Source organism: Leptolyngbya sp. KIOST-1, assembly GCF_000763385.1.
Taxonomy (GTDB): Bacteria; Cyanobacteriota; Cyanobacteriia; order Phormidesmidales; family Phormidesmidaceae; genus Nodosilinea.
Genome location: NZ_JQFA01000004.1, coordinates 1,373,468 through 1,387,117, shown reverse-complemented (window position 1 = coordinate 1,387,117; position 13,650 = coordinate 1,373,468). Strand labels below are relative to the sequence as shown.

Annotated in this window: 12 protein-coding genes; 7 read left to right on the top strand and 5 right to left on the bottom strand. The window is 61.2% G+C overall.

Translation table 11 applies throughout. The annotated features are described in order from the left end of the window. Positions 1 to 11: 11 nt before the first annotated feature. The 3 genes from NF78_RS23250 to NF78_RS23240 all read left to right on the top strand — a co-directional run bounded on the left by NF78_RS23250 (position 12) and on the right by NF78_RS23240 (position 3,435). Positions 12 to 2,039: a glycoside hydrolase family 10 protein gene (locus NF78_RS23250; protein ID WP_072016229.1), complete on the top strand. Its 2,028-nt coding sequence runs from the start codon at positions 12 to 14 to the stop codon at positions 2,037 to 2,039. Between the two features lie 109 nt (positions 2,040 to 2,148). Beyond that, on the top strand, positions 2,149 to 2,433 hold the full coding sequence (locus NF78_RS23245) for a DUF3493 domain-containing protein (protein WP_035992057.1): 285 nt from the start codon (positions 2,149 to 2,151) through the stop codon (positions 2,431 to 2,433). A 9-nt stretch (positions 2,434 to 2,442) separates the two neighbouring features. Beyond that, positions 2,443 to 3,435, top strand: a complete 993-nt coding sequence (locus NF78_RS23240) for a ligase-associated DNA damage response exonuclease (RefSeq protein WP_035992054.1) — start codon at positions 2,443 to 2,445, stop codon at positions 3,433 to 3,435. 47 nt (positions 3,436 to 3,482) lie between these two features. Here NF78_RS23240 and NF78_RS23235 read toward each other — a convergent pair whose 3' ends face one another. Both NF78_RS23235 and NF78_RS23230 read right to left on the bottom strand, forming a co-directional pair. Continuing rightward, complete coding sequence (locus NF78_RS23235) at positions 3,483 to 4,097, bottom strand: hypothetical protein (protein ID WP_156119933.1); 615 nt, start codon at positions 4,095 to 4,097, stop codon at positions 3,483 to 3,485. A 118-nt stretch (positions 4,098 to 4,215) separates the two neighbouring features. Beyond that, entirely contained in the window at positions 4,216 to 5,184 is a 969-nt protein-coding gene (locus NF78_RS23230) for a DUF4349 domain-containing protein (protein WP_035992049.1), read from the bottom strand. A gap of 159 nt (positions 5,185 to 5,343) precedes the next feature. Here NF78_RS23230 and NF78_RS23225 point away from each other — a divergent pair, with 159 nt between their 5' ends. The 4 genes from NF78_RS23225 (at position 5,344) to NF78_RS23210 (ending at position 6,977) form a co-directional block, all read left to right on the top strand. Then, positions 5,344 to 5,655 carry a hypothetical protein gene (locus NF78_RS23225; protein ID WP_052050866.1) on the top strand — a complete coding sequence of 104 codons (312 nt, stop codon included), beginning with the start codon at positions 5,344 to 5,346 and terminating at the stop codon, positions 5,653 to 5,655. Between the two features lie 53 nt (positions 5,656 to 5,708). Continuing rightward, positions 5,709 to 5,966 carry a MoaD/ThiS family protein gene (locus NF78_RS23220; protein WP_035992046.1) on the top strand — a complete coding sequence of 86 codons (258 nt, stop codon included), beginning with the start codon at positions 5,709 to 5,711 and terminating at the stop codon, positions 5,964 to 5,966. Positions 5,967 to 6,185: 219 nt separating this feature from the next. Then, positions 6,186 to 6,662, top strand: a complete 477-nt coding sequence (locus NF78_RS23215) for a hypothetical protein (protein WP_052050865.1) — start codon at positions 6,186 to 6,188, stop codon at positions 6,660 to 6,662. Between the two features lie 78 nt (positions 6,663 to 6,740). Further along, on the top strand, positions 6,741 to 6,977 hold the full coding sequence (locus tag NF78_RS23210; RefSeq protein ID WP_156119932.1) for a hypothetical protein: 237 nt from the start codon (positions 6,741 to 6,743) through the stop codon (positions 6,975 to 6,977). Positions 6,978 to 7,072: 95 nt separating this feature from the next. Here the strand turns inward: NF78_RS23210 and NF78_RS23205 are convergent, their stop codons facing one another. From NF78_RS23205 to NF78_RS23195, 3 genes are all read right to left on the bottom strand, one after another. Next, positions 7,073 to 8,890, bottom strand: coding sequence for an ABC transporter ATP-binding protein (locus tag NF78_RS23205; protein ID WP_035992040.1), 1,818 nt, complete (start codon positions 8,888 to 8,890; stop codon positions 7,073 to 7,075). 88 nt (positions 8,891 to 8,978) lie between these two features. Then, positions 8,979 to 9,617: a DUF1294 domain-containing protein gene (locus NF78_RS23200; RefSeq protein WP_035992038.1), complete on the bottom strand. Its 639-nt coding sequence runs from the start codon at positions 9,615 to 9,617 to the stop codon at positions 8,979 to 8,981. Then, positions 9,614 to 13,072 (bottom strand): PAS domain-containing protein, encoded by a 3,459-nt coding sequence (locus NF78_RS23195; protein ID WP_197064945.1) that lies wholly within the window; start codon positions 13,070 to 13,072, stop codon positions 9,614 to 9,616. Before NF78_RS23195 ends, NF78_RS23200 begins: the two co-directional genes overlap by 4 nt. Positions 13,073 to 13,650: the final 578 nt, after the last annotated feature.

The window sequence follows — 13,650 nt, the reverse complement described above, 5'->3', positions numbered from 1 at the left end:
GTATGAGGTGGATGGCCAAGAGACGGGTCAAGGGATGGCGGCGATCGCTGCTGAGTTTTAGCGCGGCGCTGATTCTGGTTTTGGGTAGCTCAGGGCTTCTGCCTCTGCTGCCTGGGGCGGCAATGGTTCCGGCTGAGATGGCTCTGGCCTCTGGCCCTAAGCAAGGATTAGGTGATCAGGTAGATCCTCGACCCAATATTCCTCGGCCCTCTGTTCCTGTCGTTATACCGTCAGACATTCAAAACCACTGGGCGAAGGCTTGCATCACCGAGCTAGTGGAACAGCGCCTGCTCGCCCCCGACGCCAGGGGGCTGTTTTACCCCGATGAGCCGATTCTCTGGGGCGACTACATTACCCTGCTGAACTTGCTCTCGCCCGTGGGGCCAGCCCAGGGGTGGGCCAACCCCCTGGAGCGGGCGCTGGGGGTGACTACCGCCCCCACGGTGGCGGCCCACTACCCCGATGCTTACTTTCAGCGCGATCGCCCCCTGGTGCGGGCCGAGGGCATCATGGCCCTGGCCACCAAGCTGGGCGGCAGCTACCAAATTGCCGCCAACACGCTGATCAACGCCAGCCTGGAGGATGGCCGCCAGGTGCCCCCCTACGCCCGCGAAGGGGTGGCTGCCGCCCTCACCCAGGGCGTAGTGGTGAACTATCCCCAGGCCAACCGCATTAACCCCACCCAGCGGCTGACGCGGGGTGAGGCGGCGGCGCTGCTGTGCCGCGCCGCCCCAAACAACCCGGCCCTGCGCCAGACCATTGACCCCGCCTGGGTGACCCAGGCCCAAACCGCTGCCGTGGCCTCTCCCCTGCGGGAAACCCGAGGCGTGTGGTTGACCAACATTGACAGCCAGGTGCTGTTTTCCACCGAAGCGCTGCAAACGGCGGTGAATCGCCTGGCCGACCTCAACTTCAACACCCTCTACCCGGTGGTGTGGAACTACGGCCACACCCTCTACCCCAGCCCCACCGCCAAGCGCGAACTGGGAGTGAGCCAGCACCTGATGGGCGACCTGCGCGCCCCTGGGCCAGCCTCCGAGAGCGATCGCGACATGATGCAGGAGGCGATCGAGTTTGGCCACGCCCGCGGCATGGCGGTGGTGCCCTGGTTTGAGTTTGGCTTCATGGCCCCGGCCAACTACGAACTGTACCGCCGCCATCCCGACTGGTTTACCCAGAAACAGGCCGCAGCTCGCAGCGATCGCCCGACCTCCACTCTGACGGCTCTGGAACAGGCCAAGGCGGCCCAGTTTGACACTCACCAGGCCCGCCGCAAACAGGTGGACGAGTTTTTGCCCGACGACGCGCCCCTGGCCGACCCCGGCATCTGGATGGAGGGCAACGTAATTCCGCGCCGCTGGATGAACCCCTTCCACCCGCAGGTGCAGAAGTTTCAGCTGGAGCTGATCAACGACCTGGTCTCCAACTACGAGGTCGACGGCTTCCAGTTTGACGACCACCTGGGCCTGCCGGTGGACTTTGGCTACGACCCCTACACCATCAATCTCTACCGGGCTGAGCACGGCGGCAAAGCCCCGCCCAGCAATCCGCAGGACGCCGAGTGGGTGGCCTGGCGGGCCAACAAAATCTCGGATTTTCTGGCCGAGGTCTACAAGCTAGTGAAGGCGCGGCGGCCCAATGCGGTGGTGTCGATTTCGCCCAACCCCTACCCCTTTGCCTACGTCAACTACCTGCAAGACTGGCCCACCTGGGTCAACCGGGGCATTGTCGATGAGCTGGTAGTGCAGGTCTACCGCAGCGACCAGAACCGCTTTATGTGGGAAATGAACAAGCCCTCGATTCAGGCGGCGCGGCGCAGGATTCCGGTCAGCATCGGCATTCTCAGCGGGCTGCGGGCTGCCCCGGTGCGGATGGACTTTATTGCTGATCAGATGGCGGCGGTGCGCGATCGCGCCTACGCCGGCATGTCGTTCTTCTTCTACGAGTCGCTGTGGATTGCGCCACCGCCAGAGACAGCGGCCCAGCGGGTGGAAAAGCTGCAGCGGGCCTTCGCCAGCCAGGCAAACCGCCCCGGTTGATCCGCTACAGTGGGCCCCCCCGTGGCTCCGGGGTAGGCCGTGGGTCGGAGGAAGCTCTGGGAGATGCCCTGTAGGATAGTAAATACGTCTTGCAAGTGCCCAGTACCCGATGCCCCCCAAATACAGCCGACCGGACGAACTGCCAGATACGCCCCCCGAGGGCATGAGTTCCGAAAAATATGCCCGTCTCAAGGCCGAAGCCCAGGCGCCCTACAAAGGTCTGCGTAAGTTTATCTACGGAGCGGTGGGGGCCTCGGGGGCGATCGGGGCGTTTGTGTTTTTCACCGAGCTGCTGGCCGGGCGCGACATGGGCAGCGCCTTGCCCAATCTGGCGGTGCAGCTGGGGGTGGTGGCCCTCATGGTGGTGCTGTTTCGGTTAGAGAAAAAAGACTAGCGAAGTTTTATGGCGCTGATTACCGTGCGTCCCGAGGGGCTGTACTGCGAAAAAGGAGATTTTTACATCGATCCCTGGCGATCGGTGGAAACGGCGTTGATTACCCATGCCCACAGCGACCACGCCCGGGCTGGTTCGTCCCAGTACCTTGCCACGGCCCAGTCGGAGGGCATTTTGCGCAGGCGGTTGGGGGGCGATATTCAGCTGCGGGGGATGACCTACGGCGATCGCGTCAAGCTGGGCGATACCTGGGTGTCGTTTCACCCGGCGGGGCACGTGCTGGGCTCAGCCCAGATCCGCGTCGAGCATCGGGATGAGGTGTGGGTGGTGTCGGGCGACTACAAGCGCTGCGCCGACCCCTCCTGCACCCCCTTTGAGGTGGTGCCCTGCGACACGTTCATCACCGAGGCCACCTTTGGCCTGCCCATCTACCGCTGGGACAGCGGCGCTGAGACGGTGCGCCGCATCTACGACTGGTGGCAGGGCGACCCGGAGCGACCGTCAATTTTGTTTTGCTACGCCTTCGGCAAGGCCCAGCGGGTGCTGAGCGAGCTGACCAAATTCACCGATCGCCCCGTCTACGTTCACGGTGCCATCCACGTACTAACTGAGATCTACCGCGAGCAGGGGGTGCCGATGGTGCCGACGCTTTGCACCTCAGACATGCCCCGCAGCCACACCTACACAGGCGATCTAATTCTGGCGCCGCCCTCGGGCCATCGCTCCACCTGGATGAAGCGCTTTAAGCACCCTCAAACCGCCTTTGCCTCAGGGTGGATGGCGGTGCGCGGGGCGCGGCGGCGGCGCGGCTACGAGCGGGGCTTTGTGCTCTCAGACCACGCTGACTGGCCCGGGCTGGTTCAAACCGTCCAGGACACGGGCGCAAAAACGGTGTACGTCACCCACGGCCAGTCAGAGGTGCTATCGCGCTATCTGCAGGAGTCGTTTAGCCTGGAGGCCCTGCCCCTGGAAACGCTGTTTGAAGGAGAGGGAGACATCTGATGGAAGCAACCCCCGGACTGGATGCGGTGATGGGCGGGCTGGCGCTACTAATTTTGCTGGGGGGGCTGTGGATGCTCCTGAGCGGCGTGGGCGACATGGACCGCTGAGGGCGATCGCCCCAGGGCCCTGGCATAGCTCACCAGTTTGCTGGTGCCGTAGAGCGCAGTGATGGCAAACATCCCCACCGCGACCCAGTTCTGAACGCGCTGGGCGATCCACAGACCGGCCAGCACCAGGGCTACCGCATCGAGGGTCAGTACGGCGAGGCGCGATCGCCAGTTTGCCGCCTGAATGGGCTGGGCCGCCGTCGGCTCCAGCCGCACGCTCGCCACCAGGTTAAAGCCAATGACGCTCAGCAAAATGATCGCCATACCCCAGCCGAGATAGCCCAGGGCAGCGGCATAAAACCCTACCAGCTGCCCTATCACAGTCCACAGGACCACCCGACCAAAAGGCTTGAGCTGCGGATCGCCCAGGCGCTGCCCCACCGTCTCAATGTTGCGCAGATCGACGCGGGCCATATGGGCCTGCTCAAAGATGGCCAGCAGCAGCGCGATCGCCAGCAGTCGGTGGGGCCAGGGGTGGGGCTGCACCCCCTGGTAGATCAGCCCCACCGCCGCAGGCATAAACAGCAGCGCCGCCACAGCAGGAGAAAGTTTCATCGTCAATGCACCGCCCGCGGGAGGGTGAACCTGAACGGGTTAAGCATACCGCCAGATTCGGCATTTATGCCTACCCCCTGTGTCTATTCTCCAACGGACTCCTTCTGCGACAGAAAAGTTAGCCATTGTCGGTTTCAGCGGCGACGGGCTGGTCTGGGCGGCTGTGCCACAGACGATAGCCGCCGTAGCCCGCCGCTGCCAGCAGCGCCCAGTAGGGGCTAAAGGCCAGCAGCCACAGCCCCAATTTCAACCCGCTGACGGTGAAGGCCTTTACCGACTGAGTGGCGGTGTCCCAGGTGTTAGCCAGGGTTTCACCGACGGGTCGCAGCGGTGTAACCGGCGTCACCGGGCTCTGCAGCGTCAAAAAGATCTGGGAATAGGCCACCTGCCGCCGGAGATTCTGCTGCTGAGCAGCGATCCGCTCAATGCTCTCGCGCACGGTGCTCAGTTCGCGGGCCACCTCCAGCACGTGGGAAATTTCCCCCGATCGCTCCATGATTTGCAGCAGCGCCGCCTCCGACTGGCGCAGGTTCTTCAGTCGGGCATCGAGATCCACCAGCTGGCTCGACACGTCCTCGGCGGTAAGCGACTGCTGCTGCACCGTTCCCAGGGAACGCAGGGACTTCACAACATCGTCTAGCTCCGCCTGAGGCACCCGCAGGGTCAGGGTCACCTGCTGGGCAGCCCCTTCAGGCGATCGCTGATCTTGCAGACTCAGCAGATCCCCCTGGGCCTGCTGGAGAATGGTTTGCACCTGGTCTACGGCAGCGTCAATATCCGTCAGCACCAGTACCAGACTGGCCTGTTTGACGAGCTGAGGCGCTGACTGCCCGATGTCGTTGGGGGCTGGTTCAATAATTCCAACACCCCGCGCCATATCAGGAGCCGCTGATTCTGCATCGGGGGCGATCGCCTGGTTTTCAGCCACAGCTCCGCCCATCGCCATGTCGGCCTCGGTAGACAGGGCCTCTTGCCGGAGAACAATTTCGGGCACCTCGGCACAGCCGCCGACCAGGGCAGCTCCTAAGGTGATCGTCACCAGGGCCATACGATTAGCACGCAGTAAGGGGAATGCAGAGCGGGTCATAGGGTTGCCTCAGCCAAACTCAGATGCTTTACTATCGCCTGAGGCTGGCAGGGCTAAGGGGGATGTTACTAATACTGAAACGGCGTGGGAATGTTAATCGGTAGCGTTCTCCTCATACCGGGGATTGGCCTAAAATTTAAACCATAGTCAGGAGTGCCTATGACCACGACCCCCGATCGAGAACCCTCTCTCGCTGACGTTGTTGAGCAAATTGTTGCGCTGAGAAGCGACTTGGAGCAGAGCCGCCAAGAGCTGAACGACAAACTAGAACAAAGCCGACAGGAGCTGAAGTCGGAGGTTGAGCGTTGGGATGAGCGCTTCTTTCAGTTTCAGCGGGATAATTTGACCACGGCGCGCACCATCATCATTACGGCAGGGAGTGTGGTAATTTTGTCGCCGGTACTCCAGGCGTTTGCTCCAGCGATTCAGACGGTGGTGTCTCGACTGGCTGGGGTGGATGCTGCCCAGTAAGTTCCCTGCTGCGCCGCCAAAAAATTAAGGGATTAGGAGCGATCGCACCCCCTGTGTCAAACGCTATTACCGTTAACGTCAAACTCTTTGCCATTTACCAGGAAGCCTACGGCAAGCCCGAGGTGCAGTGGCAATTTCCTGAAGCATCTACCGTTGGAGCCGTGCGCGATCGCGCCCTGGCCGAGCACCCCAAGTTGGAACCCTGGCGCGATCGCACTCGTCTGGGCCTCAACCTCCAGTTTGTGGCCGACGACACCCCGCTGCACGATGGCGACGAGGTAGTGCTGATTCCTCCAGTGAGTGGCGGCTAGTACAAGCGCCCTAGCGCAAGTTTCCTGTTTTGCAAACAATACTTCAAGAATCGTTAGAGTCGCCGCATCCTATACCGGATGAGCGATCCCCAATTTTTTTGTTTTTAAAGGATTGCAAAAAGCCTCAAAAGGTTCTCCACAGTCCGGACATTTCCCTACCCATAGCGTAGAGTTGATTGTATTGGCCCCACATCTAGCGTTTGTGTTGGAGCGCCCGCTATGGATTGGTTCCCTCGCCGCCATGCCGTTGTCTTAGCCCGCAGCAGCCCAGGCCGCCTCGCCTACTTAGAAAAAACTGGCATTATCATACCCCAGCGCACGGGCCAGTCGCCTCGATTAGAGGTGCTTTACTCCTGGGAGCAAATTCTCGAAATTCGAGCGATTAGCCGTCTGCGTCAGCATCTCTCGTTTCAGACGATTCGCAAAATTCTACAGTATTTCGACGACCACGGACTGGACCGCACCCTGCGCGATAAGCACCTGGTAATCAACCACCAGGGGGTTAGCTGGGTGCGATCGGATGCCGCCTCGCCCCAGGTGATTCATCTGGTCGGCCACGGGTGCAGTTTTATGGGGCAGTATGTGCTGGCTCCTTTGGATGCGTCAGACCTGGGCTTTGCCGAGCTATCCCCCGTTGCAAGCGCGCCTAAGGTGGTGGATATTGAGCGGTTCAGGCAAAAGGTGCGACCGCGCTAGCCCAGGCTGGCAGCCGGTAGCCCAATCCCCGGCAACCTGAGGGTATGTTAGGAGAGCCATCCTGTTTACCCGTGAGCTATGGAAAAGCCTGAACTGCCTAGGGGCATGCAATCGCGCTCCTACCGCTGGGTCACCGCTGGGTTTGGCCTGGTATTTGTCGGGCTAGCGATCGCCATTCTGTTAGCCGCCGACAGTCAACGCAAACTGGGATCGGCGGTAGCAACGGCGATCGTCGGTGGTCTGGGTGGCGATGCCATCGTTAGCGCTGTTCGCGGTCGGCGATCGCTCCTGTCGCGCATCGGCCCGCTACCTTGATCTCGATTCCTCAGATACCTTTCTCCAGTAACCCGTTGCCGAACCTCAACTCTGCTGAGAAAAGCCCCTGGATGGATTCACCCAGGGGCTTGAGCTTAGCTCACCAGTTCGCCGGTTTCTTGCAGCACGTGCAGGCGGTGGTAGATGCCGCCGTGGGCCAGCAGCTGTTCGTGGTTGCCCACCTCGGCAATGCGGCCCTCCTCCAGCACCACAATCTTGTCGGCCTCGCGCACTGTGCTGAGGCGGTGGGCGATGATGATGGTGGTGCGGGTGCCGAGAATCGATCGCATGGCTAGCTGGATCGATCGCTCCGACTCGTAGTCGAGGCTAGAGGTGGCCTCGTCAAACACCAGCACGTCGGGGTTGACCAGCAGGGCGCGGGCAATGCCCAGCCGCTGCCGCTGTCCGCCCGAGAGGCGCACCCCCCGCTCGCCCACCACCGTGTAGTATCCCTTGGGCAAACGGTAAATGAACTCGTCCACCCGAGCGATGCGGCAGGCTTCGTTGACCTGCTCCATGGTGGCGGTGGGGTTGCCGTACTTGAGGTTGTCGAGCAGGGTACCGTTGAACACGTCCACCTCCTGGTGCACGATCGCCAGCCGCTTGCGGTAGCCTGTCACATCCAGGCGGCGAATGTCTTCGCCATCGATCAAAATGCGACCGCTGTGGGGGTCAAAATAGCGAAACAGCAGCTTCACCAGGGTTGACTTACCCGAGCCGGAGCGGCCCACCAGCGCCACCGTCTGGCAGGGCTCGATTAGCAGGTCGATGTTTTGCAGTACGGGCTTTTCGTCGTCGTAGCCAAAGCTCACCTGGTCGAAGTGCACCTTGCCGGTGAACTGGTAGGTGGGCAGGCTGGCCGGATCGTCCACCAGGTTCACCGCGTCGGTGCCCAGGGGCTCTTCCATAAACTCGTGGAAGCGCAGCATCGAGGCGTAGCGGCGGGCAAAGACTTCGCCCAGGTTGCTAATCGGCTCCAGCTCCGAGTAGGCCATGCTCGACACCGTCAGGGTAGTGATAAAGTGCCCTAGCGAAATGTGACCCCGCAGGGTGGCCAGCAGGGTCATCACCAGCAGGCCAAACACGCAGCTCTGGATGATCAAATCCTGCCAGGTGCCCAGAATCACATAGCCCTTGTGAATGACGCGAATTACCACGGCAAACTCGCGCCGCAGCCGCTGGCTCTGCCGCCGCAGCTCATCCCCCTCGGCGGCAAAGGCCTTCACCGTTTTGATGTTGGTGATGATCTCCGAGGTGCGGCTTTCGGTGTTCTCCATGTAGGTGTCGAGGGCCTGCTCCTTTTTGTTCAGGCGAATCAGATCCTTCAGGCTAAAGCTGAGAATGCCGATAAACGACACCAGAAACACCACCGCAATCCGCCAGTCAATCCACCAGATCAGAACGAAGATGCCCGTGATTCGCACCAGCTTGGGAATCAGCTGTCCGGCAATTTCGGGGTAGGTCCAGGTGTGGTTGGCCAGTCCCCGCGCCACCCGTCCTGAGATGCGGCCTGGGTTGTGCAGGTCGTAGAAGCCTAGGGGTAGGGTCAGCAGCTTGCGAATTACCGAGTGGGTGTGGTCGCGCCGGGTGCGCAGGGCAATGTCCCAGTGGAACCAGTCGGCCAGCCAGGGCTGGATGGGGGCACGGACGACGGTGGCGAAGAAGATAATTGCCAGAAAGAGAGCGATCGCCAGCCCCGGCCCCGCCGGATACCGCACCACTGCCGCCACCCGATCGACCAGGCCCTGGCTCAGGGGGTCGATGGGCTGCTGCGAGAGCACGTTGAGAATCTGGCCGATGCTGTAGGGCACCACCAGATCCACCACCTGAAATAAGCTGCTGGCGGCAATGCTCCAGACTGCCGCCCGGCGGTAGCGACTGTAGTAGCGAAGAACCTGTTGAAAGGAAGCCATGACGGGAACCGTCCTGCGATCGAGAAATTTGTAGTATACATACTACAACACAGGATTACGGATTCCGCAAGGCCGTTTTGGTCAAGGACTACCCAAGCAGCGCCTTACCCACAGACAGCCACACCAGCCACCCGACGTGATGGGCCGCGACGATCGCCCAAAATTCAGCCTGGTAGGTTTTCTTCTGGCTCTTGTGGCGCAGCACCTGCTGGGCGACAAAGCCACCGGGCCAGCCGCCGAGCAGCTCGCAGATATGGAGCGTGCCCTCAGTGGTGCGCCAGGCGTTTTGCCGGGCGCGCTTTTTGTCGTCGGCATAGAGAGCGTAGGTGACGATGCTCATCAGCGGATAGAGAAGCAGCGGCAGAGGGTTACCCATCAGCCAGGCCACCTGGGCGACACCCGCAAATGGAACGATTGACAGCAGCAGTAGCTCCACCAGGGGGAATCGGGCCAGGGACTGGGTGGGACCGCTGCCCCAGACCGCCCCTGCCTTGGGCGATCGCTGCCGTGCTCCGGCAATGAAGGCATTGACTGCGCGGGTTTTGCCATTTGGCTGAATGGCGCTGTAGTAATAGATAGTGTCGTTTTGGCGGGGCCGCCGGGTGGCGTCTCGGAGCTCAGAGATGTGAAGAAAAACGTCTTTACTGCCGTCGTCGGGTTGAACAAAGCCAAAGCCCCGGTCGTCTTTCCAGGTGATCAGTTTGCCGCTGCAGAGCTTGGGTTTCATTGTTGGGCACTCGACGGTTGTTGCACCAGCGCCGCGATCGTCTCCACCAGCTGCGTCACGTCCATAGGCTTGGGCAAATGCTTCTGAAACCCGGCCAGAAATACCTTTTTCTGGTCTATTTCGCTGGTGTACGCAGTCAGGGCGATCGCGGGGATCTGGCTGGTCTGAGTCATGGCTCTGATCTGCTGCATCAGCATGTAGCCATCCATGCCGGGCATACCGATATCGCTCACCAGAACATCGGGCTGCAGGGTGGAGAGGGCCGTAATAGCGTCGGCGGCCGAGGCCAGAGCCGTCACCTGGGCACCAAACTGCTGAAGCGTCGAAGCAATTAAGTGACGGCTATCGACATCATCTTCAACCACCATGACATGAATGTCGTGCAGATCCACCGAGGTAACCACTGGACTGCTGGGGGGAGTAGGGGCCACCTCCCCCACCATCACCGGCAGGCGCACGGTAAAGCTGGCCCCCTGCCCCTCCCCCAGGCTTTCGGCCGCAATAGTGCCGCTGTGCATGTCAACAATCTGGTGGGCGATCGCCAGCCCCAGCCCCAGCCCGCCAAAATCGCGGGTGGTGGTGCTGTCGGCCTGCCGGAAGCGGTCAAACACGTGGGGTAAAAATTCCGGCACAATGCCCTTGCCAGTGTCGCTGACCTGAATCGCCGCCCAGTTGTTCGCGTAGGCCAGGCGCACGGTCACCTGGCCACCCTGGGGGGTAAACTTTACCCCGTTGGTGAGCAAATTCCAGACCACCTGCTGGAGTCGGTTGGGGTCGCCCAACACCTGAAAGGGAGTCTCGTCGAGATCGGTCTGAATCTGCACGCCTTTGGCTTCCGCCACCGATCGCACGGTTTCCAAGGCACCGTGAATGACGGCGCTCAGCGATGTCGGCAGGCTGTTGAGCATCAGCTTGCCGCGCAAAATGCGCGAGACATCGAGCAGGTCGTCAATCAGCTGAGACTGCAGGCGAGCATTGCGCTCAATGGTTTCCAGGGCCGCCTCGGTCTTGGCGGCGCTGAGCTGGGTGGTGCGCAGCAGCCTGGCCCAGCCCAGGATGGGATTGAGGGGGGACCGAAGTTCGTGGGAGAGCACCGCCAGAAACTCATCCTTGATCCGGTTGGCGTTCTCGGCGGCTTCCCGGGCCAGGCGCTCCTGGTCGAGCAGCCGGGCCCGCTGGGCTTCGAGCTGCTTCTGGTCGTCAATATCGGTGATGGTACCCACCCAGCGAGTGACCTGGCCGCTGCTGTCCTGCACCGGCAGGCCGCGGTTGAGAAACCAGCGGTATACGCCGTCGTGGCGACGGATTCGCTGCTCAATGTCGAAGCCGCCCCCCTGTTCGATCGCCTGCTGCCACAGCTCCAGGGTGCGGGCCTGCTCGTCGGGGTGCACCAGCTGAGTCCCGCCGGTACCAGCGGCGGCGGTTTTGGAGATGCCGGTGTAGTCGTACCAGCGCTGATTCCAGAACTGAACGCCATTGCGATCGGCCAACCAGACCATTTGGGGCATGGCCTCAGCCAGCACCCGGTAGCGCTCCTCGCTCTCCCGCAGGTTTACTTCCGCCTGCTTCAGGCGGGAAATATCCATCACCACCCCGGCCATCCTGTGGGGTAGCTCGCGGTCATCGGAGTAGACGCGACCGATCGATCGCACCCACCGCACAGTGCCGTCGGGCCACAGGGTCCGCATTTCCACATCGTAGTCCTGGCCGTGGGCGATCGCCTCGTCCACCGCCCGCTGCACCCGATCGCGATCGTCGGGATGAATGGCCTGGGCAAACACCTCAAACGTCATCTCCGTGGCTGGATCAAGGCCAAATATTGCCTTACAGCGATCTGACCAGATCAGGTTCTGGTTGCTCAGGTCGTAGTCCCAGGTGCCGCAGTTGGCCCCCTGCAAAGCCAGCTGCAGCCGTTCCTGGCTCTGGCGCAAAACCACCTCGATCTGCTTGCGGTCGGTGATGTTGAGGCAGGTGCCGATCAGCTTCACCACCTGGCCCTGGCCATCGAGCACGGCTTCGCAGCGAGTGTGCAGATAGCGCAGCGTCCCGGTAGGCAAAATGACCCTGAAGTCAAAGGCGCAGGGCTGGGGTTCCGCAATCGCCCGTTCGACAAACTGCTCCACCATCGGCCGGTCTTCCGGGTGAATGCGCTGGAGCAAGTCGGCGTAGCTGGGTTCGGTTTGGTTCGGCTCATAGCCAAATTGGTCAAACATAACCCGCGACCACACGCTCCGCTGATCGTCGGGGTAAAACTCCCAGCTGCCAAACTGGGCCACCCGCTGAGCCATGGCCAGGTGGGTTTCGCTGCGGCGCAGGGCCTCCTCGGCCTGTTTGCGGGGGGTGATGTCAATTCCTACCAGCGTCACCCGCCAGCAGTCCTGAGCCTCATCGCGCCGGGAGGTGAGGCTGTCTGCAATCCACCGCACCGAGCCATCCCGGTGGCGAAAGCGATACTCCAGGGTGATCGGCTGCTGCTCAAAAATGGCGTTAAACATGGGCTCAGCGTTCCCCGCCCAGTCCTCCGCAAAGGTGCGATCGAGCCACAGATCGGGGGTGAGTTCGGCCAGGCGGTAGCCAGTGATGGTTTCACACCCCACGGAACGATAGTCGATGGAATAGGTGCGATCGACAAAAAAACGGCCGTGGGCAATGGAGGCGGGAGCCGTGCTGAGCAGACTGCTGAGCTGCTCCTGGGAGCTGTGGAAAGCCTGCTCCAGGCGCTTGCGATCGGTAATGTCAACCCGCAGCAGCGACGCTCCATGGCTAACGGTTCCATGGCCAACGGTTCCATAACCACCGGTTTTGCTGCCAAACGGATAGACTCGATTTTCGAGCCAGCGTCCCTCGGCGGCGCAGAACAGCTCAAAACTGACGGCGGTTTGTGCCTCCATCGCCTCCCGCAGCCCCTGGTTCAAGCGCCGCGCCACTGGTTCCGGAAACACATCCCAGAGCGATCGCCCCAGCAGATCCTGCCGAGGTCTTTCCAGGGCTGCCACCGCGCGATCGTTGACGTAGGTAAAGCACCCGTCTGAGTCAACCATCATGAACTCGTCACTGATGCTGGTGAGGACATTGGCCAGATTTTCACTGGCCGCCTGAGCTTCGGCCCGCAGGGCACGTTCCCGGCGCTCCCCCACCACGTTTTGGGTCGTCTCATTGACGGCGATAAAAATCCCGCCTACGTCCCCCGCCGCGGCCCAAATTGGCGAGTAGGAAAAGGTGAAATACCCCTCCTCCGGCTGACCGTTGCGGTTGAGCGTCAGGGGCTGGTCCTCTGACCAGGTGGCTTCGCCGGTCGCCACGACGCGATCGAGCAACGGCCCCGAAAAGTCCCACACCTCCGGCCAGCACTCGGCCCCCCGCTGGCCAATGCCCTTCGGATGCTTGTTGCCCGCGATCGGGATGTAGGCATCGTTATAGAACTGAATGTAGTCAGGCCCCCACAAAATTTGCATCGGGAACCGGGACGCAAGCAAAATTTGGAGGGCCATCTTTAGACTCGACGGCCATGTCTCTATCGGCCCCAGCGGCGTATCGGCCCAGTTAAAGGCTCGAATCAGAGCCCCAGTTTCTCCTCCACTTTTTAGGAAGATTAACTCGTCAGGTGGTGTCATCGCAGTTTCTAATGCTGAGTGAGCCTGCCCGCTGGCAAAGCATGGGAGCCGCAAGTTTATTTTAAAGAGTTCAAAGACAAGAGTTCCAAGACTCGATCGCCCAAGCACTTACGCACCCGTTCCAAACCCAGGTAGATCCTAGCGGGCCTGGCCTGACAATGACTCCATTGTCACGCTCAGTTAAGCGCAAACTCCCGGCCACCCTCGCCTAGGGCGCTTAAAATTTAACTAATGTGTTTTCCAGGTCAAGAATTACTAACTATTAATAACCAATGCGAGGCATGGCTCAGCCGTATTCCCCAGCGCAGGCGATCGCAGCTGACCAGCCCCACCGATTTGATCGCTATCACCTCAGCTTTGGTTGTCCTGAAAACGGGCCGCTTCTGCCGCCCTCTCCCGGTCAGGTTAGGTTTTCCACC

Bases quoted from the DNA above. Each gene is read 5' to 3' on its own strand.
- NF78_RS23210 (WP_156119932.1), top strand. From the start codon at position 6,741: ATGGAAAAGCCTGAACTGCCTAGGGGCATGCAATCGCGCTCCTACCGC.
- NF78_RS23235 (WP_156119933.1), bottom strand. From the start codon at position 4,097: ATGAAACTTTCTCCTGCTGTGGCGGCGCTGCTGTTTATGCCTGCGGCG.
- NF78_RS23240 (WP_035992054.1), top strand. From the start codon at position 2,443: ATGGCGCTGATTACCGTGCGTCCCGAGGGGCTGTACTGCGAAAAAGGA.
- NF78_RS23225 (WP_052050866.1), top strand. From the start codon at position 5,344: ATGACCACGACCCCCGATCGAGAACCCTCTCTCGCTGACGTTGTTGAG.
- NF78_RS23195 (WP_197064945.1), bottom strand. From the start codon at position 13,072: ATGCAAATTTTGTGGGGGCCTGACTACATTCAGTTCTATAACGATGCC.
- NF78_RS23200 (WP_035992038.1), bottom strand. From the start codon at position 9,617: ATGAAACCCAAGCTCTGCAGCGGCAAACTGATCACCTGGAAAGACGAC.
- NF78_RS23215 (WP_052050865.1), top strand. From the start codon at position 6,186: ATGGATTGGTTCCCTCGCCGCCATGCCGTTGTCTTAGCCCGCAGCAGC.
- NF78_RS23230 (WP_035992049.1), bottom strand. From the start codon at position 5,184: ATGACCCGCTCTGCATTCCCCTTACTGCGTGCTAATCGTATGGCCCTG.
- NF78_RS23205 (WP_035992040.1), bottom strand. From the start codon at position 8,890: ATGGCTTCCTTTCAACAGGTTCTTCGCTACTACAGTCGCTACCGCCGG.
- NF78_RS23245 (WP_035992057.1), top strand. From the start codon at position 2,149: ATGCCCCCCAAATACAGCCGACCGGACGAACTGCCAGATACGCCCCCC.
- NF78_RS23250 (WP_072016229.1), top strand. From the start codon at position 12: ATGGCCAAGAGACGGGTCAAGGGATGGCGGCGATCGCTGCTGAGTTTT.